Source organism: Streptomyces sp. NPDC057253 (assembly GCF_042669125.1).
In the GTDB taxonomy this organism is placed as follows: domain Bacteria; phylum Actinomycetota; class Actinomycetes; order Streptomycetales; family Streptomycetaceae; genus Streptomyces.
Map to the genome: position 1 here is coordinate 1 of NZ_JBHUXV010000051.1, position 21,176 is coordinate 21,176.

Below are 21,176 nucleotides of genomic sequence, written 5' to 3' on the forward strand. Positions count from 1 at the left end.
GGGCCGGGGGGCCGCGGCACCCCGGGACCGGGAGTCGAGGTCAGTGGGTGATGGTGACGTTGTCGCCGCCCTCGAGGAGGCTGGCCACGCTGAACGGCGTGTTGTCGTTGACGTCGGTGCACAGCCAGTACGTGGAGTCGTTGATGCTGTGGCTGCCGTCGTAGGCCTGGACGTAGCGCTTGGCACAGGTGAACCAGGTGCCGTCGGAGCGGCGCAGCCGGCCCGCGTAGTAGTCGTAGGTGCGGGACGTGGTGTTGAACGAGTAGGTCAGGTTGAGGTCGCCGCAGGAGCTGGTGGCGGACTTGTTGCGGACGGTGCCCTGGCTCTCGTACTCGCCGGTGGTCAGCGACGAGGCGGTGCAGGCCTGGGGGGCCGCGGAGGCGGCGGGGGCGAGCACCATGCCGGTCGCGGCGGAGACGAACACGAGTGCTCCTGCGACGACGGCCCGGCGGCTGCGGTCTCTGTTCGGCATGCGGGGTTCCCCTCTGGTGGTGGGTGGTGGTGCCGCCGGAAACAGTCGCAGCGCGGGCCGGTTCGGACCACGACCTTCGAACAGTCTCGAAAATCGCAGGCGGGACAGCGGAGTTCGTCGCTCCGGTGTGACGGGTGGGGCTGTCAGGGTCCATGAGCCGGACGGTGCCTGTGGTCCCGAGCGCCGGTGACTAAAAGTCGCTCGGGACCGCCGCGTCCGCGCGCCCGGCCGGGGACGGGCGGCGCAGCATCGCCGCACCCAGCGGGGTGAGGGTGTGCAGAACGGTGTTCTGGAGACGCCGGCTCGTGCTCAGGCCGGCGTCGCGCAGCACCGTGGTGTGGTGGGTGGCCGTGGCCGGGGACACGCCCAGGGAGCGGGCCAGTTCCGAGGTGGTCATGCCGTGGGCCACGGCCCGCAGCGCGGCGGCCCGGGTTCGGCCCAGCAGCGCCGAGAGAGCGGCGTCAGGTGCGGCGGGGGCGGGTGGCCGGACGTCCTGCACGGAGTACACCAGCACCGGTCTCAGCGTGCCGTCGGCCAGGGACACCGGTGCCTTCCAGCAGAAGTAGGAGGGGACGAGGCGCAGGCCCCGTCCGTCGAGGTGGAGGTCGCGGTCCTCGACGTAGTCGACGTGGAGCACGGGCGGGCACCAGCGCATGGCGGGCGAGAGGCCGTTGAGCAGGTCGCCGACGCCCCCGTTGAGCGTCGAACGGGCGAGCAGGCCGCGCTCCCCGGCGAGCGACTCGCAGATCCGGTCGAGGTGGGGTGCGACAACGGTGTCGTGGTAGGCGCGCAGGACTCGCACGAGTTCGTTCCGCCGGTCATGCTCCGCCAGCGCGGGCGCCCAGTCGGGGGCGCCGCTGCTCCGGGCCAGCAGCCTCATCTCGTACAGGACCCGCTCGGGCGGGGTGTCCCGGACAGCGGCCAGCCCCGCCTCCAGCCCGTCCGCGCCCTCGGCCGGGGTGAGGAAGTCGGGCCAGTAGCGGGCCCGGGGCAGCACCGGGATGAGCAGTCCGCGCACGGCGGCGCCCAGCCTGGTGCCGGTGAGCGTGGCCACGGTGCCGCGGTGCCAGTCCGCGTAGGCCCAGCGGCCCTGGGTGGTCTGGAGGCGGTGCAGACTGAACGCGGTCTCCCAGAGCGGGTCCGGTGTACTCGCCACCCTGATGCGGGTCAGATCATCGGGCGTGAAGTGGATGCGCAGCACGGAACGGTCCCCCAGGAGCGTCGGAAGTCGTGCTCGGCAGGGAGCAGCCTGGGGCCTCGGACGTCACACGGGCAACATACGGATTCGGCCGCTTCCCTCCGTCACCGCCGGCCCCGCGAAAGCGCTGCGGAAAAAGTCGCTGAACCCGTGCAACCCTCTCGTGGCCTCGCGGGTCGTACTTGGCATCAGGACTCGTGGAGGGGGATCTGGGGGGATCGCAGGGGTGCTGATGGGGAGGGGAAACCCGAGGGGGCCCGGTCGTCGACCGGGCCCCTTCGAAACGCCCGGCCCGCTTCAGAGGGTGTGGGCCACGAACCGTTCCGCGGTCTCGGCGAGCACCTCGCGCCCGTCCCGGGCCCACAGCGCGTCGTTGAACAGCTCGACCTCGATCGCGCCGGTGTAACCCGCCGCCTCGACGTACCGCTGCCACTGACGCATGTCGATCGCGCCGTCGCCGATCTGGCCGCGGCCGTTGAGGACACCCTCCGGGAGGGGGGTGGTCCAGTCCGCGAGCTGGAAGGTGTGGATACGGCCGCCGGCGCCGGCGCGGGCGATCTGCGCGGGCGCGTTGTCGTCCCACCAGATGTGGTACGTGTCCACCGTGACGCCGACCTGGTGGGCGGGGAAGCGCTCCGCGAGGTCGAGGGCCTGGGTGAGCGTGGAGACCACACAGCGGTCGGAGGCGTACATGGGGTGCAGCGGCTCGATGGCCAGCCTCACCCCGTGCTCCTCGGCGTAGGGGCCCAGGACCGCCAGGGCGTCCGCGATGCGCTCACGGGCGCCGTGCAGGTCCTTGGAGCCGGCCGGGAGGCCGCCGGAGACCAGGACCAGGGTGTCGGTGCCCAGCGTCGCCGCCTCGTCGACCGCGCGCCGGTTGTCGGCGAGGGCGGCGGCCCGCTCGTCCGGGTCGATCGCCGTGAAGAAACCGCCCCGGCACAGCGTGGTGACGGTCAGCCCCGCGTCGCGGACCAGCTTGGCCGTCTCCTCGACGCCGTACGACTGGACGGGCTCCCGCCACAGGCCGAGGTTGCCGATGCCCTGCTCGCCGCAGGCGGAGACCAGTTCCGGCAGCGACAGCTGCTTGACCGTCATCTGGTTGATGGAGAAGCGGGAGAGGTCGCCGGTCACTGGTTCACCCCGTACAGGCTCAGCAGGGTCTTCATGCGCTCCTCCGCCAGCTTCGGGTCCGGGAACAGGCCGAGGCCGTCGGCGAGTTCGTAGGCGCGTGCGAAGTGCGGCAGGGAGCGGGCCGACTGGAGGCCGCCGACCATCGTGAAGTGCGACTGGTGGCCGGCCAGCCAGGCGAGGAAGACCACGCCGGTTTTGTAGAAGCGGGTCGGCGCCTGGAAGAGGTGCCGGGACAACTCGACCGTGGGGTCGAGGAGTTCACGGAAGCCCTTGGCGTCCCCGGTGTCCAGCACCCGGACCGCCTCGGCGGCGAGCGGGCCCAGCGGGTCGAAGATGCCGAGCAGGGCGTGGCTGAAGCCCTTCTCGTCGCCCGCGATCAGCTCGGGGTAGTTGAAGTCGTCACCGGTGTAGCAGCGCACGCCCTGCGGGAGCCGGCGCCGGATGTCGATCTCGCGCTGCGCCTCCAGGAGCGAGACCTTGATGCCGTCGACCTTGTCGGGGTGCGCGGCGATGACCTCCAGGAAGGTGTCGGTCGCCGCGTCCAGGTCGGAGGAGCCCCAGTAGCCCTCCAGGGCCGGGTCGAACATCGGGCCCAGCCAGTGCAGGATCACCGGCTCGGCGGACTGGCGCAGGAGGTGGCCGTAGACCTCCAGGTAGTCCTCGGGGCCCTTGGCCGCCGCCGCGAGGGCCCGCGAGGCCATCAGGATGGCCTGGGCGCCGGACTCCTCGACGAGGGCGAGCTGCTCCTCGTAGGCGGCCCGGACCTCGGCGAGGGTGGCCGGTCCGGTGAGCTGGTCGGTGCCGACGCCGCAGGCGATGAGCCCGCCGACCGCCTTGGCCTCGGCGGCGCTGCGCCGGATCAGCTCGGCCGCGCCCGCCCAGTCCAGGCCCATCCCGCGCTGCGCGGTGTCCATCGCCTCGGCGACCCCGAGCCCGTGCGACCACAGGTGGCGGCGGAAGGCGAGGGTGGCGTCCCAGTCGACGGCGGCCGGGGAGTCCGGCGACACGTCCGCGAACGGGTCGGCGACGACATGGGCCGCCGAGAAGACCGTACGGGAGGTGAAGGGCGAGCCGGTGGTGACGGCGAGGGGTTCGGGGCGGGGTTCGTACGCCTTGAACCCTCCGTCTCCGGTGGGGAGTTGGATCGTCACAGCGAGATCTCCGGTACGTCGAGACGGCGGCCCTCCGCCGAGGACTTCAGGCCCAGTTCGGCGAGCTGGACACCGCGGGCGCCGGCGAGGAGGTCCCACTGGTAGGGGGCGTCGGCGTAGACGTGCTTGAGGAAGAGCTCCCACTGGGCCTTGAAGCCGTTGTCGAACTCGGCGTTGTCCGGGACCTCCTGCCACTGGTCGCGGAAGACCTCGGTGGCGGGGATGTCCGGGTTCCAGACCGGCTTGGGGGTGGCACTGCGGTGCTGGACGCGGCAGTTGCGCAGACCGGCGACGGCGGAGCCCTCGGTGCCGTCGACCTGGAACTCGACGAGCTCGTCGCGGTTGACGCGGACGGCCCAGGAGGAGTTGATCTGGGCGATGGCGCCGCCGTCCAGCTCGAAGATGCCGTAGGCGGCGTCGTCGGCGGTGGCGTCGTAGGGCTTGTCGTCCTCGTCCCAGCGCTGCGGGATGTGGGTGGCGGTGAGCGCCTGGACGGACTTCACGCGGCCGAAGAGCTCGTGGAGCACGTACTCCCAGTGCGGGAACATGTCGACAACGATGCCACCGCCGTCCTCGGCCCGGTAGTTCCAGCTCGGGCGCTGGGCCTGCTGCCAGTCACCCTCGAAGACCCAGTAGCCGAACTCGCCGCGGATGGAGAGGATCCGGCCGAAGAAGCCGCCGTCGATGAGGCGCTTCAGCTTGAGCAGGCCGGGCAGGAAGAGCTTGTCCTGGACGACGCCGTGCTTGATGCCGGCCGCGTTCGCGAGACGGGCCAGCTCCAGGGCGCCGTCCAGGCCGGTGGCGGTGGGCTTCTCGGTGTAGATGTGCTTGCCGGCCGCGATCGCCTTCTTGATCGACTCCTCGCGCGCGGAGGTGACCTGGGCGTCGAAGTAGATGTCGACGGTCGGGTCGGCGAGGACCGCGTCCACGTCGGTGGAGATGTTGTCCAGGCGCAGGCCGTGCTGCTCGGCGAGGGCCTTGAGGGCGTGCTCGCGGCGGCCGACGAGGATCGGCTCGGGCCACAGCACCGTGCCGTCACCGAGGTCGAGGCCACCCTGCTCCCGGATCGCGAGGATGGAGCGGACCAGGTGCTGGCGGTAGCCCATGCGCCCCGTCACACCGTTCATGGCGATACGCACCGTCTTGCGTGTCACGTCATTCCCTTCGTAGGAGTCGTACGCGGTTTGTCCGCGCCGCGCACGCTCCACCGATGAGCGTTACAGCAAGCGCTTTCTATCCAAGAAGAAGCTAGCCTCTCACCAGCGGTCTGGACAAGAGCGCAGCGGGGGTGAGTTGTTCGAGGGGGCGAACAACTCGGGGTCGGGGGCTTAAGGTCGGCTCGGAACCGGGCCCTGGGGGTCCGCGTGTACGACGGAGTACGACTGAGATGCGCCGAGGCGACCCTTGAGGCACGCCGAGGCGCGCGACCGGAGGACGACGAGATGACGGTGACCCTGGCGGACGTGGCGGCCCGCGCCCAGGTCTCCCCCGCGACGGTGTCGCGCGTACTGAACGGGAACTACCCCGTGGCCGCGTCCACGCGCGAGCGGGTGCTGCGGGCCGTGGACGAGCTGGACTACGTGCTGAACGGTCCGGCGAGCGCGCTCGCCGCCGCCACCTCGGACCTCGTCGGGATCCTCGTGAACGACATCGCCGACCCCTTCTTCGGGATCATGGCCGGGGCGATCCAGTCCGAGATCGGGGGCCCGGGCGGGCGCGCGGGCGGGGAGCGGCTGGGTGTGGTCTGCAACACAGGTGGTTCTCCGGAGCGCGAGCTGACGTATCTGACCCTGCTCCAGCGGCAGCGGGCGGCGGCCGTCGTCCTCACCGGTGGCGCGGTCGAGGACGCGCCGCACCAGGCCGCGATGGCGGCGAAGCTGCGGAAGCTGGCGGACGCGGGGACGCGGATCGTGCTGTGCGGGCGGCCGCCGTCGCCGGAGACCGGGGCGATCGCGCTGACCTTCGACAACCGGGGCGGGGGCAAGGAGCTGACCGAGCACCTCATCGGGCTCGGGCACCGGCGGCTCGGGTACATCGCGGGACCCGAGGAGCGGACGACGACCCGGCACCGCCTGGAGGGGCACCGGGCGGCCCTCGCGGCGCACGGGATCGAGGAGGACCCCCGCTGGACGGTCCACGGCCGCTACGACCGGCGGTCCGGGTACGAGGCCACGCTGGAGCTGCTGCGGCGGGACCCGTCACTGACGGCCGTGGTGGCGGCGAACGACTCCGTCGCACTGGGGGCGTGCGCGGCGCTGCGCGACTCCGGGCTGCGGATTCCGGACGACGTCTCGGTCGCCGGGTTCGACGACCTGCCGTTCAGCATCGACGCGGTGCCCGCCCTGACGACGGTGCGGTTGCCGTTGGCGGAGGCGGGGGCCCGGGCGGGGCGGATCGCGATGGGGCGGGAGGAGCCGCCGCCCGGGGGGATCGCGACGGTTCGGGGGGAGCTGATGGTGCGGGGGTCGTCCGGGGTGCCTCGGGGGTGACGGGTGTGTGCGGGGGGGCGCTCGGGCGGGGGACGTGTTGCGGGTGGTGAGCGCGCGTGCGGGTCGGGCGGGGGACGGGTTGCAAGTCGTGAGCGCGCGGGCGGGCCAGGACTGGTGGTGAGCCCGGGTGCGGGCCGGGCGTGAGACGTGGCGGGTGAGCGCGGGTGCGGGCCGGGCATGAGACGTGCAGGTGAGCCCAGGTGCGGGCCGGGCGTGAGACGTGCGGGTGAGCGCGGGTGCGGGCCGGGCGTGAGACGTGCGGGTGAGCGCGGGTGCGGGCCGCGCGGGCGCCGACTTCGGCCGAGCGTGAGGTGACTTCGGTTGGGCGTGAGTGGACTTCGGTTGGGCTGAGCCGGCTTCGGTACGGCTGAGCTGACCCGGGTCAGCGGGAGTTGGCTTTCGTCAGCGCCTCCTGAAGCGCAACAGTGCTGCCTGCAAAGGGAGTTCGTGGCAGGTGGCGAAGTCGAAGCCTGCCTCGTTCAGCAGTTGGCGGTAGTGGTCCGCCGTGCGCTCGCGGCCGCCCACGTTGCACAGCATGTGCAGGTCCCAGGCGACGGCGAGGGAGAGACGGGCGTCCGTCGGCAACAGGCGTTCGATCAGCAGGAGTTCGCTGCCGGGGGCCATGGCCTGCGCGCAGCGGCGCAGGATCGTCAGGCAGCGCTCGTCGTCCCAGTCGTGCAGGACCCGGGACAGCACGTACAGGTCGCCGCCTTCGGGGACCCCGGACGTGAAGTCCCCCGCCACGAACCGGCAGCGGCCGGCCAGGCCGGCCTCCGCGAAGGCCTTCTCCGCGGCCTCGACGGCGTGCGGCCGCTCCAGCAGGACACCGCTGAGGTGCGGGGCCGCGCGCAGCAGCCGCCCGAGGAGCTCGCCGTTGCCGCCGGCGACGTCCACCACGACCCGGTGGGCGGAGAGGTCCACCAGTCCGGCCACGGGGGCGAACATGGGCGCACTGGCCGCCATGGCCCGGTCGAAGAGGTCGGCGAGTTCGGGGTGGCGCGCGAAGTGGGGGAAGTGGTGCTCGCCGAAGACCCGCGCGAACGCCTCCTCCCCCGTCCGCACGGAGTGCGCGAGAGCGCCGAAGGAGCGGTAGAACGGGCCGCCGTAGAGCAGGGCCAGCGGCTGGAAGGACTCGGCGGTGCCGGTGCGCAGCGGCTCGCCCAGCTCCGTGAGGTGGTACGACCCCTCGGGGTCCACCGCCACCAGACCGAGCCCCGCGAGGTGGCGCAGCAGCCGGCCGAGGCTGTCGGCGTGGCTGCCGGTCAGTTCGGCGAGGAGGGCGAGGCCGGCGCCGGGGTGGGCGTCCAGGTGGTCGGCGAGCCGGAGTTCGGCGGCCACGGCGATCGCCTGGGTGGTCCAGGCACCCGTCATCAGGTGCAGCAGCCGGTCCCGGGGACGGTCCCCGGCAGCGGGCGCGTACCCGTCGGCGCCGGGTGACCGCCCCTGCGCCGAGCGGCGCAGGTGGCCGGCGAGGAGCTCCGGGTGCCGGCCGGGGACGTAGAGCTCGATGCGGCGCTCGCCCGCGCGGAAGTAGAGCACGGTGGAGTTCTCGTGCGGGTTGTGACCGCCGCTGTCGGCGAGGGCGCCGGCCCGGTCGAGCAGCAGGGCGGTCAGGCCGTGCAGGACCACCGGCGTGGGCTCCACGACCTCGAACGCGATGTGGGCCTCGTCGTCGGTCGCGCGTTCGGCCGCCGCCAGGGTCGCGAGGTCCGAGCCGTGCGGCACCTCCAGCTCCAGCGCGAAGATCTCGATCTCGCCACGCCCGTCCGGGGTGTCGGGCACCGACGCCCTGAGGATGCCGACCGGCAGGGTGCCGGCGGGCCGGCCGTGCCGCCGGGCGAGCCGGCCGCGGACGACCACGCTCGGGGTGGGCTCGCCGGCGCGCAGGCCCCGTTCGGCGAGTTCCTCGCGCAGGCCGGCGAGCGTCCGGGGAAAGACCAGCAGGGCGGTGTGGGCCAGCCGCAACGACCCGCCGAGCGCCTGCCGCTCCTCGGCGGTCAGGTCCGGCAGCAGGAGGTCGAGGGCGCCGGCCGTGTCGTTGCTGCGGACGAACTCGGCCGCCTGCTCGATGCGGTCGAGGTCCGCCGGGGGGAGCGAGCGCTCCGGTGCCGACAGGTCATGCATGGGTGGGGATCCGTCCTCTTGGGTGGGGAGGGTTGTGGGACATGGAAAGGAGGCATGGGCGTGCGGCAGCCGGTTGGTCTACGGCGTCGGCATACGGCGTACGGCCTCTGCGCGACCCCCGGTGAACACGGCCCCGGCGAGCGGAAACCCGGAACGGCAGTCGCCCGGGCTCCTAGATCCCGACGTAGTTCTCGGCGAAGGAGTGCTGCTGGGGCAGGGACGTGCGCAGGTTCTCCAGGCGGGAGTCGCGCAGGGCGCGGAGGAAACGGGACTCCTCGTCGTCCCCGGCGGGGGCGTGCAGGAGGCCGATCATCCAGTGGGAGAACTCCTGGGCCCGCCACATCCTCGGCAGGCAGGTGGCCGAGTAGCGGGCCAGCGGCTCCTCGTCCCCCTGGTGGAGCGCGGCGGCGAAGGCACGCGCCAGGGTGTCGGCCGCCAGTACGGCGAGATTGGCGCCCTTGGCCGCGGACGGACTGATCAGGCCCGCCGCGTCCCCGGCGAGGAACAGGCGCCCGTACTGCATCGGGTCCAGCACGTCGGACTCCAGGTCGACCACGGCACGCTCCAGGACGGGGCCCCGGCGCAGCGGGCCGAACCGTTCCGCCCGCATGCGCAGGTCGAGTTCCGCCCAGACGGCCGCCTCGCTCCAGGAGCCGGGGTCCGTGTCCGGCTCGCACTGGAGGTAGTACCGGGTGACGGAGGGGGTGCGGGCCATGTGGCCGGCGAAACCCCGGTCGTGGACGGCGTAGGTGACCGCGGGCAGGGCGGGTGGGGTCTCGACCAGCAGGGCGAGCCAGGACACCCCGTGCCGCCGCCGGTGCGTGCGGACCGCGCCGGCCGGAAGCCTGCGGCGGCACACCCCGTGGCGGCCGTCGCATCCGGCGACATACCGGCCCGTCAGACGGTACGGCGTTCCGTCCTCCCGGTGCGCGAGGAGCCAGGGCCGGTCGCCGTCCAGGCCGCCCACCTCGCTCACCGGCGTGCCGAACCTCAGGTCGCCGCCGCGGCGCAGGAACTCGGCGACCAGGTCGGCCACCAGGTCCTGCTGGGGGTAGACGGTGTGGGCCTCTTCCCGGCCGAGACCGCCGTAGCGGAGGGCGAACTCGCCCCGCTCGGTACGGAAGACGCAAGTGTCGTGGCGCTTGCCGCGGGCGAGCAGGCCGGTGCCGAGGCCGTTGTCGACGAGGACACGGACCGCGGCCGCCGCGAGGAACCCCGCCCGGGCCCGCCGCTCGACGTGCGCACGGCTGCGCCGCTCCACGATCAGGCAGTCGACACCGGCTGCCAGCAGCAGGTTCCCGAGCACCAGCCCGGCGGGTCCGGCACCGACGATCAGCACTGTCGCCCCACCCATGGAGGACCGTTTTTCCACCTTGCTCCCCGCCTCTTCGAAGATCCGGGAGGATTCAAGCAAGATGTGGAGAACGGGTGGATACGAGGCATTGGCCCAAATGGGTGGGCACGGCGCGTGGTTGACGCGGCCGACCGCCCCCGACCTGGGACGGCTCCGACACCGACCGCACGCCAGATGGACGCCGTTTCACTCGTTCGAGGAATACGGGCGCGCGCGTATCGAAGATGCTCCGACCACCTGTTCCACCGGCGCACGACGGCTCGCCCACGGGTTGCGGTCCGCCGCGGGGGCGTCGGACGGCACGGGGAGCAGGTCGTTGTCAGTGGGTGGCCCTATCGTCCCGGCATGGTCTTTCACCTGCCCGCCGGGCTGACTTCGGGACGATTCGAGCGGCGAGGATCCGCGGAGGTCTGGTTCTCCGACGAACTGCCCGATCAACTGGAGGAGTTGTGGGCCGATGTGCTCCGGCAGGCTCCGGCCACCGGGTTGCAGCCCCACCTGTGCTGGCCGGGGGATCACGGCACGCCCGAGACGCCGGCCGCCGCCGACGCCGTACGCCTTGAAGAGGTTCTCGCGGCCGATTTCGCCGCGTACCGGGAGAAGCGGCTGCCGTGGTGGACCGCCCCGGCCTCCCCGCCCTCGCCGGACGACACTCTGGACGACGCTCTGGACGACGTCGAGCCCTGGCCGCACGATCCGGGGCCTCCGTTCGAGAGCTGGCCGGGGCTCGCGCCCGCGGGGCCGGGCATCGGCACCGGGCCGGACCCCGCGGAGACGGCCGCCCGCGTCGCCGTCGAGCTGTGCCACGGGAGGTACGCCCCCGGCCTCGGGCTCGCACTGGTCCCCGCCCGCCGCTCCGCCGACGTCCCGGCGCTGGTCGGGTGGGACCACGGGGCGCCCGTTCCGCTGCTGACCGCCCTGCTGCGGAGCTGGGAGGAGCGGTTCGGGGCTCGGGTCGTCGCCGCGTACGGCGGGGAGGTGCAGGTGTCCGTCGCGTGGCCGCCGCTCGACGTGGGGGACGCGGAGCGGCTGGCGCTGGAGCACGTGCTCTCCACGGCGGACAACATCGTGGACGATCCGCCGACCCCGTTCCCGGAGTACGCGCGCGGGCTCGTGGGGCGCACGGAGTGGCGGTTCTGGTGGGACTGAGAGGGGGCCGGAGGGGGGCGGACGGGGCGCCGGCGGGGCCGGAACCGGGGCGCCGCGTTCCGGGGGACAGGGTTCGCACCCGGCCGTAGGCTCGCCCCCGTCGAGGGGTCTCCGCGGCCGCGCACCCGCTCCGACGAGCCCGTACCGATGATTTTTCCGCCCCACCTCGGTCTGCACTGCCGTCATCACCCGAGCGGGACACGACAAGGAACTGGAGTGAGTCCCATGCGCATCGTGGTCAGTGAGTTCATCAGTCTGGACGGGGTCGTGCAGGCGCCCGGCGGCCCTCAGGAGGACACCGACGGCGGGTTCGCGCACGGGGGCTGGTCGCACCCGTACTTCGACGAGGAGGTGCTCGGTCCCGCGTTCGGCGAGGGGATGGAGCGGGCCGAGGCGCTGCTGTACGGGCGGCGGACGTACCTGACGATGGCGGGGGCGTGGCCCGAGCGGGCCGGGGACCCGTTCGCCGACCGGCTGAACTCCCTCAAGAAGTACGTCGTGACGGACACCCTCGGCGACGACGAGCTGACCTGGAACAACACCGAGCGCATCCCGGGTTCCGAGGCCGTCGAGCGGATCCGCGCGCTGCGGGAGACCGAGGGGGGCGACCTGGCGATGATGGGCAGCCCCACGCTGGTGCGCACCCTCATCAGCGAGGGGCTCGTCGACGAGCTCCAGCTCATCGTGATGCCGGTGCTGCTCGGCGGCGGCAAGTCCATCTTCCCGCAGGACGGGGCGAAGCGGCCGTTCGAGCTGGTGTCGACCGTCAGCGGGAAGACCGGCGTGCAGGTGTGCGTGTACCGGCCCGCCGACGAGGGGTAGCCGCGGGGGCGCGGGCGTCCTAGGCTCAGTCCGGCAGCATCTCTGACTGAGTCAAACATCCGGGGGTCGACCGACCATGACCGTCCAGGACATCCGCGCCTTCAACCGCTTCTACACCAACGTCATCGGCGCCCTCGACTACAGCCGCCAGCTGTACGCCCCCTACACCCTCACCGAGTCCCGCGTGCTGTACGAGCTCGCGCACTCGCCGCGTACCGACGCGGCCGACCTGCGGGGTGAACTCTCGCTGGACGCGGGGTACTTGAGCCGGATCCTGAACAAGTTCGAGCGGGACGGGCTGATCGAGCGGACGGCTTCCCGACAGGACCCGCGCCGGGTGCGGGTGACGCTCACCTCCAAGGGCCGGGAGACCGCCGCGCTGCTCGCCGAACGGGCCGACGAATCCGTGGGCGCGCTGCTCGCGACGGTGCCGGCCGCGGAACGGCCCCGGCTCTCCGAGGCGATGCACACCGTCCGCACCCTGCTGTCCGACGGCCGTCCTCCCCCACTCTCGGCTTCGCTCGAGCGGGGGGACCCCCATCGCCGGGAGGACGTCCTGCTGCGCGAGCCCGGCCCGGGTGACCTCGGCTGGATCGTGGCCCGCAACGCGGCTCTGTACGCCGCCGAGTACGGGTTCAACGCCGCGTACGAGGGGCTGGTCGCCCGGATCGTCGCCGACTTCGCGGAGGATCACGATCCGCATCTGGAGCGGGTCTGGATCGCCGAGCTGGACGGGCGGGCGGTGGGGTGCGTGATGTGCGTACGGGACGAGGCCCCTGCGACCGCGCGGCTGCGGCTGCTCCTCGTCGAGCCGGACGCGCGCGGGCTGGGCATCGGGGACCGGCTGGTGTCGGCCGTCGTCGACTTCGCGCGCGGGGTCGGCTACCGGGACCTGGTCCTGTGGACCAACGACGTCCTCACCGCCGCCCGACGCCTCTACCAGCGCCACGGCTTCGTCCTGACCGCCGAAAAACCCCACCGCTCCTTCGGCAAGGACCTGAACGGCCAGGACTGGCACCTGAACCTGACGGAGGGGCGGGGTGGGGGTGAGTGAGGGGGCGTCGCCGCTGACCGGGGCGGGTGAGTGAGGGGGGCGGGTTGGTGTCGGCTCAGGGCGTCAGAGGGTGGGCCGAGTTGGTTCCGGCTCAGCGAGTCAGCGGGCGGGCCGAGTCTGTGGCAGCTCAGCAAGTCGCAGAGGCGAGCTGGAGCCGCGAGAGCGCGACTAGCCAGGGGGCGTCGCCGACCGGCGCGGGCGCGGATGAGTGATCGAGGTGGGCCGGTCGGCATGGGCGCGTGAGCGAGTCGGGTCGACGCCGGCTCCGGCTCCGGCTCAGCGAGTGAGGGGCGGCGCCGATGGGCGGGGGCGCGTGAGCTACGTGGGCCTGATCGTCGTAGGCGACCGGAGGGGGCTGCACGGCATCGGCCGTCGTAGGCAACTCCGCGCGTGAGCCACCCTGGTCCGACCGCCGCAAGCAACCTCGCGCGTGAGCTACCCGGGCCCCGCCCCCGCAAGGCCCGTGAGCAACGCATGACTGCCCCGTGGATCACCGGGTACATGAGCTGCGCGGGCCCGTCGGGGGTGCGTGGTCGGGGTGGACCTCGGGGTCTTCAGGGGGTGAGAGTGGGGGCATGAAACTGGCGTTCTCCACTCTCGGTGTTCCCGGAATTCCCCTCGCCGACGTGCTGCGGCTTGCGACCGCGTACGGCTATCACGGCGTCGAACTGCGCGCGCATCCGGAGGAGCCGGTGCACCCCGGTATCGGGCTCGCCGAGCGGGCCGACGCGGTGGCCGAGTTCAAGGCGGCCGGCGTCGAGGTGCTGGGGCTCGCCGGGTACGCGCGAGTGGCGGCGCCCGGGGACGACGAGCCCGTGGTCGAGGAGATCCACCGCCTCCTCGACCTCGCCCGCGACCTCGGCGCCGGATTCGTACGGGTCTTCCCCGGCGCCGCCTCCGACCAGCCCCGCGAGGAGGCCGACGCCACGGCCGCCCGGCGCCTGGGCACGGCCGCGGAGTACGCCGGCGACCTCGACGTACGGATCCTCCTCGAAACCCACGACTCGCACCGCACCGGCGCGGACGCGATCCGTGTCCTCGGCCCGGTCGGCCACCGCCAGGTCGGCTCGCTCTGGGACGTCATGCACACCTGGCTCGGCGGCGAACAGCCCTCCGAGACCTACGCGGCACTCGCCCCGCACCTCGGATACGTCCAGGTCAAGGACATCGCCTCGGCCGAGGACACCACCCCGGTCGGGCTCGGCGCCGGCGTCCTGCCGCTCGCGGAGTGCGTGGAGGTCCTCTCCCGGCACGGCTGGGACGGCTGGTTGTGCTGGGAGTACGAGAAGCGGTGGTACGAGCAGGCGGCCCCGCTGGAGGACCTCCTGGGCCCGGGCCGCGAACACCTGGCCCGCCTCCTCAACGACGCGGCGTAGCCGGACCGAAGCGGGACCTGGGCCGGCGCCACATCCGCCCCCGCGCACCGGAGTCGTCCGTCACGACCGGTGCGTCGGGCAGCGCGGACAGGGCGCCGGCTTTCGCGTTGACGGGCGGCCGGTAATTCGGTGGCTGAAGGCTCGGGCTCCCGATAGCGTCCCCGGGTGCATCAGCCAGCCCCTCCCCCGGTCCCCCTGTCATGAGTCTCAGCCGTACGTTCCTCGATGTACGGCCCCTGCGCACCTCACCGGTCTTCCGGCGGCTGCTGTTCGGGCGCACGGTGTCCACGCTCGGGACCTTCATGACCATGGTCACCGTCATGTACCAGGTCTGGGACATGACCCACAGCACGGTCTGGAGCGGCGCGGTCGGTGTCGCGCAGGCCGTGCCGATGGTCGGGGTGAGTCTGTTCGCGGGGTCCTGGGTCGACCGGGCCGACCGGCGCCGGGTGTACCTCACCGGCACCGTCGGCTCCGCGGTCTGCTCCCTGCTGCTGGCCGTGCAGGGCTTCGCCGGGCACGCGCCGGTGGCCGTCGTCCTGCTGCTGGTCGCCGTACAGACGTCGTTCGCCGCGCTCGGCGCGCCCGCCGCGGGCGTGTTCGTGCCGCGGCTGCTGCCGAAGGAGCAGGTGGCCGCCGGTCTCGCCCTCCAGGGGGTCACCGGCCAGGCGATGATGCTGGTCGGCCCGGCCGTCGCCGGGGTGGTGCTCGGCTGGTGGGGCATCGGCGTCTGCTATCTGCTGGACACCCTGAGCTTCGCCATGTCCTTCTACGGCGCCTACGGACTGCCCGCCCTGCCGCCCGAGGGCGAGAAGTCCCGGCCGGGGGTGCACGGCATCCTGGACGGACTGCGCTTCCTGACCGGCCACCGGGTGGTGCGCGGCGCGCTCCTGACCGATCTGGCGGCCACCGTCCTGTCCATGCCGGCGAGCCTGTTCCCGCTGGTCAACGACGAACGCTTCGGCGGCGACCCCCGCACACTCGGCCTGTTCCTGTCCGCGCTCGCGGTGGGCGGGGTCGCCGCGACGGTCTTCTCCGGCCCGGTCACCCGCCTCGCCCGCCCCGGCCCGGTGATGCTGTGCGCGTCGGCGACCTGGGGCGCGGCCCTGGCCGTGTTCGGACTGACGACCAGTGCCTGGGCGGGCCTCGCCCTGCTGGCCCTGGCGGGCGCGGCGGACGCCCTCGCGGTCCTCTCCCGGACCACCCTCGTCCAGACCCGCACCCCCGACGCCCTGCTCGGCCGGGTCACGGCGGCCGAGACGATGGTCGGCCAGGCGGGCCCGCACCTCGGCAACCTGCGCGCCGGCCTGGTGGCGGGCTGGAGCTCGGGGGCGACCGCGCTGATCACGGGCGGGCTGCTGTGTGTGGCGGCGGTGGGGTTCGTGGGCGCGAGCACACCGCAGTTGCGGGCGGTCCCGGCTACCGACGAGGCGTTGCCGGCTACCGACGAGGCGTGATCGGCGCCTCGGGGTCCAGGCACCACTCCAGGACGGCGGGCCATTCTCCGTAGCCGGCGTCCAGGTCGAGGTGGCCGGCGCCGGGGAGGATGTCGGCGGGGATGCCGAGGGGGTCGGCGAAGGTCTCCCGCGCGCCTTCCGGGCAGTACGGGTCGTCGTCGCCGGCGACCAGGCGGGTGGGCCCGGGGAGCGTGAAGTCCAGGGCGGGCGCGGTGAACGCGGTGACCTCGGGCAGACCGGCGAGCACCGAGCCGGAGGGCGGGGAGACGAGCAGCACCCGGTCGACGCCGTCGGGACCGGGGAGGCCGCGGGCGACGGCGTGCAGCCACAGCAGGGCGGAGGCGCTGTGGGCGACGACCACACGCTCACCCGCGGGCAGTTCGGCGAGGTGCCGGGTGAGTTCGGTGAGCCAGGTGTCGAGGTCGGGGTCGTCGGGGTCGGAAAGCTGGGGGTAGTCGACGTGGTGTCCGAGGCCGGTGAGACGGTCGGCGAGCCGGTGCTGCCAGTGCTGTGGGGGCCGGTGGTTCTGCCAGCCGTGCAGGATGAGGTAGGCGGTCATGGGGCCGATGGTTTCCGACCCCGTGCCGTCAGGTCCAGTTAATCTTTCACGGTGGATCAGGTAAGCGAGTCCTTCACCATCGACCTGCGGCGGCTGACCGTCCTGCGGGAGCTCCAGCGCCGGGGCACGCTGGCGCGGACGGCTCGGGCGCTGCACCTCACCCCGTCCGCGGTCTCGCAGCAGATCGCGGCGCTGGCCCGGGAGGCGGGCGTACCGCTGACGGAGAAGGACGGCCGGGGGGTACGGCTGACCGGTCAGGCGCGGGTGCTGCTGGCTCACGCCGAGGTGATCGCGGCCCAACTGGAGCGGGCGCGGGCGGACTTGGCGGGGTACGGGGAGGGCGGGCGGGGGTCGGTGACGATCGGCTGTCTGTCGAGCGGGATCCTCGGGCTGCTGCCGGGCGTGCTGGGGGCGTTGGCGGAGCGGCTGCCGCGGGTCCGGGTCGACGTGGTCGAGTCCGAACCGCCGGATCTGTTCACGGCGTTGGACGCCGGCCAGGTGGACGTGGCGGTGGCGGTCCACTTCGCGGCGGCGCCCGCGCACACGGACGGCCGCTACCGCCGCACCGAGCTCTTCACCGACGTGATGGACATCGCCGTCCCGGCGGGCCATCGCCTCGCGGGGCGCGGCCGGGTCGCCCTGCGCGAACTGGCCTCCGAGGCCTGGATCGTGGGGGACACGCGCAGTTGTGTCGGGGCGGTGGCGCGGTCGGTGTGCGCGGCGGCCGGCTTCACACCGGACATCCGGCACGCGGTGAACGACTGGGGCGCGCTGGCGGCGCTGGTGGAAGCGGGACAGGGAGTGGCACTGGTCCCACGCCTGGTCCGCCCGGCGTACGCCCACCGGGACCTGACCCTGCTGACGACTCGGGACCCGGCGCCGCCGTCCCGCCATGTCTTCGCGGCGGTACGGACGGGGGCGGAGGGCGATCCGGTACTGGCCACGATCCTGGACCAACTACGGCTCTCGGGGAGGGAGTTGGCTGGCCTCAGCGACCGGGCGGTGTGATCGTCCAGTGGTTGCTGCGCAGGAGACGACCCGCGAAGAGCATGTCGACCTCGCTTGAAGAGGCCGCGTCCCTGGAACTCCGGCAGCACCATCCAGCCGATCTCGGAGAGTGCTCCGTCCCCGGGATCCACGACTGGTCGGCGGCCGCCTCCTCCCGCGGCAACGGCCCGCCCAGCCCGGCCATCATCACCGGATCGCACCGCATCCGGACAGGGGCGTCCACGTCGTCGACGGTGACGTCACGCAAGAGCACGGGGTCCTCCCATCGCGGTGTCAACTTCCGAGGCGCCCGCGCAAGTCCGCGAACGCCTCGTGGAAAGCGGGGAAAGTCTTCCGTACGCATCCGGGGTCGTCGAAGGAGATGCCCGGCACCCGCAGGCCAGTGACCGCGAAGGACATGACCATGCGGTGGTCGCCGTAGGTGCTGATCTCCGTCGTGGGCGAGGGGGCCGTGCCCGGGTGGATCTCGATCCGGTCCGGGCCCGTGGACACCCGCACGCCGAGCCGCCGCAGGTTCTCCGCACAGGCCTCCAGACGGTCGCACTCCTTGACCCTGGTGTTCGCGACGTCCTCGATGCGGACGGGCCCGGAGGCGAAGGGGGCGATCGCCGCGAGGGTCGGCATGGTGTCCGAGATGTCCCGCATGTTGACGGTCAGGCCGCGCAGTTCGCCGGTCCCCCGGACCGTGGTGGCGTCCGCGCCGACGGTCACCTCCGCGCCCATCCGCCGCAGTACGTCCACGAAGGCGAGGTCGCCCTGGAGCGCGTCCGCGCCGAGCCCGGGCACCGTCACCGCGGCGCCCGGGGTGATCGCCGCCGCCGCGAAGAAGTAGCTCGCCGTGGACGCGTCCGGCTCGATCGCGTAGGTCGTGGCACGGTAGCCGCCCGGGGGGACGACGTAGGTGTCGCCCTCGCGGGTCACCTCCACCCCGAACGCCCGCATCATCGCGATCGTGATCTCGACGTACGGCACCGAGACCAGGTCCGTGACGCGGATCCGCAGGCCCCGCCGGGTGAGGGGGCCCAGCAGCAGGAGCGCGGTGAGGTACTGGGAGGACTGGCCGGCGTCCAGCGTCACCTCGCCGCCGTCGACTCCCGCCGCCCGCACGGTCAGGGGGTGGTGGCCCTCCGCCTCCTCGTGCCGCAGGTCCACGCCCAGGTCGCGCAGGGCCCTGCTCAGGGGGGCGAGGGGGCGGCGGCGCATCTGCGGGGACGCGTCGAAGCGGTACGTGCCGTGGCCGGCCGCGGCGAGGGTGGGCAGGAAACGGGCCGTCGTCGCGCCGTCCCGGCAGTACACGTCCGCCTCGGGGAGCGCCGGTCCCTGCGGGCGGCCGTCCACCTGCCAGGCGTCGGGGGTACGGCCGACCCGGTAGCCGAGCCGCGCCAGGCCCTCGGCGAAGCCCTCGGTGTCGTCCGAGCGGAGTGGGCGGACCAGGGTGGTCACCCCGTCGGCCGCGGCGGCCAGGAAGAGGGCGCGGGCGGTGATGGACTTCGAGCCGGGGAGGGAGAGGGACAGGGACCGCGGGGCGGACGTATCGACGGGCATACCCCTCATGATCGCCCCGCCCCCCACCCCAACGCCGACCCGTCCACGAACTGGACCCACCCCGCCCCCTCCCCCGGACCGTCAGCCCGGCTCGTCGGCTCATGCGTCGCACCCGCCCCGGCCCCACCAACTTCCGGCAATCGGGGTCCAGCCGGGAACCCCGGCCCGCCCCCGTCCGTCCAACCCGCAAGCTGCCGGAGAGTCACCGCTGTGCGGCGTCGGCCTCGCTGCTGGCTGCGAACGCTGACCAACCCTCTCCTCCGTACTGCGGCCGGCAGCACACGCCGCCATCGGCGCGCCCCCCTCCACAGCGCCGATGGCGGCGCCCTTGCCGGGCGAAAGCCCTGAACCGCGTTACTGTGCGCTCCCTTGACTGGCAGAAACTTCCCGGATATTGGTGACTTCTCGGAAGTTTCCTTCAGTGGATCACCTCCGGAAGGAGCGCACGTGCCCTCCAGACGTACCGTCCTCGCCACCACGGCGGGGGTCACCTCGGCTCTCGCCATCGGCGGGGCCGCCCACGCGGACGCAAAGAAGGACGACAGCAAGCTCCGCTCCCTCATCTCCCGCATGACCCTGGAGGAGAAGGTCGGCCAGCTCTTCGTGATGCGGGTCTACGGCCACTCCGCCACCGCCCCCGACCAGGCCGACATCGACGCCAACCTCCAGGAGATCGGCGTCCGCACGGCCGCCGAGATGATCGCGAAGTACCGGGTGGGCGGGATCATCTACTTCACCTGGGCGCACAACACCCGTGATCCGCACCAGATCGCCGACCTCTCCAACGGCATCCAGCGAGCTTCACTGGAGCAGCCGCGCGGACTGCCCGTCCTGGTCTCCACCGACCAGGAGCACGGGATCGTCTGCCGGGTCGGCGAGCCCGCCACCCTGTTTCCGGGCGCGATGGCCATGGGCGCGGGCGGTCCCCGGGGGGACGCCCGCGCCCTCGGCCGGATCGCCGGGCAGGAGCTCAGGGCGATCGGCATCCGGCAGAACTACTCCCCCGTCGCCGACGTCAACGTCAACCCGGCCAACCCCGTCATCGGCGTCCGCTCCTTCGGCGCCGACCCGCAGAAGGCCGCCGCTCTCGTCGCCGCCGAGGTCACCGGGTACCAGGGCGCCGGGGTCGCCGCGACCGCCAAGCACTTCCCGGGACACGGCGACACCGCCGTCGACAGCCACTACGGCTTCCCGGTCATCACCCACAGCCGCGAACTGTGGGAGAAGCTCGACGCCGTGCCCTTCCGGGCCGCGATCCGCGCGGGCATCGACTCGATCATGACCGCGCACATCCAGTTCCCGGCCCTCGACGACTCCGGCGACCCGGCCACCCTCTCCCGCCCGATCCTCACCGGCATCCTGCGCGGCGAACTCGGCTACGACGGCGTGGTCGTGACCGACTCCCTCGGCATGGAGGGCGTGCGCACCAAGTACGGCGACGACCGCGTCCCCGTCCTCGCCCTCAAGGCCGGTGTCGACCAGCTCCTCAACCCGCCCTCCCTGGACGTGGCGTGGAACGCGGTCCTGAGGGCCGTACGGGAGGGAGAGCTCACCGAGGCGCGGCTCGACGAGTCGCTCCTCAGGATCCTGCGGCTCAAGGCCCGGCTGCGGCTGTTCGAGGAGCCGTACGTCAGCCAGGCCGGGGTGACCCGGAGCGTCGGCACCCGGGGCCATCTCGCCGCGGCCGACCGGATCGCCGAGCGCACCACGACCCTGCTGGTCAACGAGAAGCGGCTGCTGCCGCTGTCCCGGCGCACCCACCGCAAGCTGCTCGTGCTGGGCGCCGACCCCGCCTCCCCCTCCGGCACGACGGGCCCGCCCACCGCTGTCCTCGCCGCCGCCCTGACCGAGCTCGGCTTCACGGCGACCGCCCTGTCGACCGGTACGGCCCCCTCGGCGGCGGTCGTCGCCCAGGCGCTGGCGGCGGCACGGGACGCGGACGCGGTGCTCGTCGGGACGTACAACCTCACGGCCGCTCAGCAGACACTCGTGGAGCAGCTGGTGGCGCTGGGGAAGCCGGTGGTGGCGATCGCGATCCGCAATCCCTACGACGTGGCCCGGCTGCCGACCGTACCGGCGTACCTGGCGACCTACTCCTGGACCGACGTCGAACTGCGCGCGGCCGCGCGGGTGATCGCCGGGCGGGCGGCGCCGCGCGGGAGGCTGCCCGTGCCGGTGCAGCGGGCCGACGATCCGGCGAAGGTGCTGTACCCGGTCGGGTACGGGCTGTCGTACGGCCGATAGCGCGTCGGGCGTAGTTCCCGTACGCCTCACAACCCGCACAACA

The 21,176-nt window shown here is 73.0% G+C and carries 17 protein-coding genes; 8 read left to right on the forward strand and 9 right to left on the reverse strand.

Features of this window, described 5'->3' with window-relative positions; translation table 11 throughout:
- Nucleotides 1–40: 40 nt before the first annotated feature.
- The 5 genes from ACFULQ_RS26065 to ACFULQ_RS26085 all read right to left on the reverse strand — a co-directional run bounded on the left by ACFULQ_RS26065 (nucleotide 41) and on the right by ACFULQ_RS26085 (nucleotide 5,106).
- Entirely contained in the window at nucleotides 41–472 is a 432-nt protein-coding gene (locus ACFULQ_RS26065; protein WP_383547815.1) for a hypothetical protein, read from the reverse strand.
- Nucleotides 473–662: 190 nt separating this feature from the next.
- Nucleotides 663–1,673 (reverse strand): ArsR/SmtB family transcription factor, encoded by a 1,011-nt coding sequence (locus tag ACFULQ_RS26070; RefSeq protein WP_383547818.1) that lies wholly within the window; start codon nucleotides 1,671–1,673, stop codon nucleotides 663–665.
- 294 nt (nucleotides 1,674–1,967) lie between these two features.
- Nucleotides 1,968–2,765, reverse strand: a complete 798-nt coding sequence (locus ACFULQ_RS26075) for a sugar phosphate isomerase/epimerase family protein (protein ID WP_383547930.1) — start codon at nucleotides 2,763–2,765, stop codon at nucleotides 1,968–1,970.
- 32 nt (nucleotides 2,766–2,797) lie between these two features.
- Nucleotides 2,798–3,952, reverse strand: a complete 1,155-nt coding sequence (locus ACFULQ_RS26080; protein WP_383547820.1) for a dihydrodipicolinate synthase family protein — start codon at nucleotides 3,950–3,952, stop codon at nucleotides 2,798–2,800.
- Nucleotides 3,949–5,106, reverse strand: coding sequence for a Gfo/Idh/MocA family protein (locus ACFULQ_RS26085; protein WP_383547822.1), 1,158 nt, complete (start codon nucleotides 5,104–5,106; stop codon nucleotides 3,949–3,951). Before ACFULQ_RS26085 ends, ACFULQ_RS26080 begins: the two co-directional genes overlap by 4 nt.
- A gap of 288 nt (nucleotides 5,107–5,394) precedes the next feature.
- Between ACFULQ_RS26085 and ACFULQ_RS26090 the strand changes: the two genes are divergently transcribed.
- Nucleotides 5,395–6,441, forward strand: coding sequence for a LacI family DNA-binding transcriptional regulator (locus tag ACFULQ_RS26090; RefSeq protein ID WP_030314288.1), 1,047 nt, complete (start codon nucleotides 5,395–5,397; stop codon nucleotides 6,439–6,441).
- Between the two features lie 402 nt (nucleotides 6,442–6,843).
- On the opposite strand, the gene ACFULQ_RS26095 is transcribed toward ACFULQ_RS26090, so the two are convergent.
- Both ACFULQ_RS26095 and ACFULQ_RS26100 read right to left on the reverse strand, forming a co-directional pair.
- A complete protein-coding gene (locus ACFULQ_RS26095) occupies nucleotides 6,844–8,565 on the reverse strand; it encodes a methyltransferase (RefSeq protein WP_383547826.1) in 1,722 nt (573 codons plus the stop codon).
- A 172-nt stretch (nucleotides 8,566–8,737) separates the two neighbouring features.
- Nucleotides 8,738–9,919: a 4-hydroxybenzoate 3-monooxygenase gene (locus ACFULQ_RS26100; RefSeq protein WP_383547829.1), complete on the reverse strand. Its 1,182-nt coding sequence runs from the start codon at nucleotides 9,917–9,919 to the stop codon at nucleotides 8,738–8,740.
- A gap of 345 nt (nucleotides 9,920–10,264) precedes the next feature.
- On the opposite strand from ACFULQ_RS26100, the gene ACFULQ_RS26105 reads away from it, so the two are divergent.
- The 5 genes from ACFULQ_RS26105 (at nucleotide 10,265) to ACFULQ_RS26125 (ending at nucleotide 15,777) form a co-directional block, all read left to right on the forward strand.
- Nucleotides 10,265–11,068, forward strand: a complete 804-nt coding sequence (locus ACFULQ_RS26105; protein ID WP_383547832.1) for a DUF4253 domain-containing protein — start codon at nucleotides 10,265–10,267, stop codon at nucleotides 11,066–11,068.
- A 225-nt stretch (nucleotides 11,069–11,293) separates the two neighbouring features.
- The gene (locus ACFULQ_RS26110) at nucleotides 11,294–11,890 is read left to right on the forward strand and encodes a dihydrofolate reductase family protein (RefSeq protein ID WP_383547932.1); all 597 of its coding nucleotides are present in this window, start codon (nucleotides 11,294–11,296) and stop codon (nucleotides 11,888–11,890) included.
- Between the two features lie 76 nt (nucleotides 11,891–11,966).
- The gene (locus ACFULQ_RS26115) at nucleotides 11,967–12,944 is read left to right on the forward strand and encodes a GNAT family N-acetyltransferase (protein ID WP_383547835.1); all 978 of its coding nucleotides are present in this window, start codon (nucleotides 11,967–11,969) and stop codon (nucleotides 12,942–12,944) included.
- A gap of 575 nt (nucleotides 12,945–13,519) precedes the next feature.
- Nucleotides 13,520–14,320 (forward strand): sugar phosphate isomerase/epimerase family protein, encoded by an 801-nt coding sequence (locus ACFULQ_RS26120; RefSeq protein ID WP_383547837.1) that lies wholly within the window; start codon nucleotides 13,520–13,522, stop codon nucleotides 14,318–14,320.
- Nucleotides 14,321–14,520: 200 nt separating this feature from the next.
- Nucleotides 14,521–15,777, forward strand: a complete 1,257-nt coding sequence (locus ACFULQ_RS26125; protein WP_383547840.1) for an MFS transporter — start codon at nucleotides 14,521–14,523, stop codon at nucleotides 15,775–15,777.
- Here the strand turns inward: ACFULQ_RS26125 and ACFULQ_RS26130 are convergent.
- Nucleotides 15,761–16,336 (reverse strand): RBBP9/YdeN family alpha/beta hydrolase, encoded by a 576-nt coding sequence (locus ACFULQ_RS26130; RefSeq protein WP_383547842.1) that lies wholly within the window; start codon nucleotides 16,334–16,336, stop codon nucleotides 15,761–15,763. The genes ACFULQ_RS26125 and ACFULQ_RS26130 overlap by 17 nt on opposite strands.
- Before the next feature lie 51 nt (nucleotides 16,337–16,387).
- Between ACFULQ_RS26130 and ACFULQ_RS26135 the strand changes: the two genes are divergently transcribed.
- Nucleotides 16,388–17,344, forward strand: coding sequence for a LysR family transcriptional regulator (locus tag ACFULQ_RS26135; protein WP_383547845.1), 957 nt, complete (start codon nucleotides 16,388–16,390; stop codon nucleotides 17,342–17,344).
- A 273-nt stretch (nucleotides 17,345–17,617) separates the two neighbouring features.
- Here ACFULQ_RS26135 and aroA read toward each other — a convergent pair whose 3' ends face one another.
- Nucleotides 17,618–18,889 (reverse strand): 3-phosphoshikimate 1-carboxyvinyltransferase, encoded by a 1,272-nt coding sequence (gene aroA, locus ACFULQ_RS26140; RefSeq protein ID WP_383547847.1) that lies wholly within the window; start codon nucleotides 18,887–18,889, stop codon nucleotides 17,618–17,620.
- A 447-nt stretch (nucleotides 18,890–19,336) separates the two neighbouring features.
- Between aroA and ACFULQ_RS26145 the strand changes: the two genes are divergently transcribed.
- Nucleotides 19,337–21,133 carry a glycoside hydrolase family 3 protein gene (locus ACFULQ_RS26145; RefSeq protein WP_383547849.1) on the forward strand — a complete coding sequence of 599 codons (1,797 nt, stop codon included), beginning with the start codon at nucleotides 19,337–19,339 and terminating at the stop codon, nucleotides 21,131–21,133.
- Nucleotides 21,134–21,176: the final 43 nt, after the last annotated feature.

What these genes read in the sequence shown, in the direction of transcription:
- ACFULQ_RS26065 (WP_383547815.1), bottom strand. Translation starts at nt 472, where the DNA reads ATGCCGAACAGAGACCGCAGCCGCCGGGCCGTCGTCGCAGGAGCACTC.
- ACFULQ_RS26075 (WP_383547930.1), bottom strand. Translation starts at nt 2,765, where the DNA reads ATGACGGTCAAGCAGCTGTCGCTGCCGGAACTGGTCTCCGCCTGCGGC.
- ACFULQ_RS26090 (WP_030314288.1), top strand. Translation starts at nt 5,395, where the DNA reads ATGACGGTGACCCTGGCGGACGTGGCGGCCCGCGCCCAGGTCTCCCCC.
- ACFULQ_RS26095 (WP_383547826.1), bottom strand. Translation starts at nt 8,565, where the DNA reads ATGCATGACCTGTCGGCACCGGAGCGCTCGCTCCCCCCGGCGGACCTC.
- ACFULQ_RS26100 (WP_383547829.1), bottom strand. Translation starts at nt 9,919, where the DNA reads ATGGGTGGGGCGACAGTGCTGATCGTCGGTGCCGGACCCGCCGGGCTG.
- ACFULQ_RS26105 (WP_383547832.1), top strand. Translation starts at nt 10,265, where the DNA reads ATGGTCTTTCACCTGCCCGCCGGGCTGACTTCGGGACGATTCGAGCGG.
- ACFULQ_RS26110 (WP_383547932.1), top strand. Translation starts at nt 11,294, where the DNA reads ATGCGCATCGTGGTCAGTGAGTTCATCAGTCTGGACGGGGTCGTGCAG.
- ACFULQ_RS26115 (WP_383547835.1), top strand. Translation starts at nt 11,967, where the DNA reads ATGACCGTCCAGGACATCCGCGCCTTCAACCGCTTCTACACCAACGTC.
- ACFULQ_RS26120 (WP_383547837.1), top strand. Translation starts at nt 13,520, where the DNA reads ATGAAACTGGCGTTCTCCACTCTCGGTGTTCCCGGAATTCCCCTCGCC.
- ACFULQ_RS26125 (WP_383547840.1), top strand. Translation starts at nt 14,521, where the DNA reads ATGAGTCTCAGCCGTACGTTCCTCGATGTACGGCCCCTGCGCACCTCA.
- ACFULQ_RS26130 (WP_383547842.1), bottom strand. Translation starts at nt 16,336, where the DNA reads ATGACCGCCTACCTCATCCTGCACGGCTGGCAGAACCACCGGCCCCCA.
- aroA (WP_383547847.1), bottom strand. Translation starts at nt 18,889, where the DNA reads ATGCCCGTCGATACGTCCGCCCCGCGGTCCCTGTCCCTCTCCCTCCCC.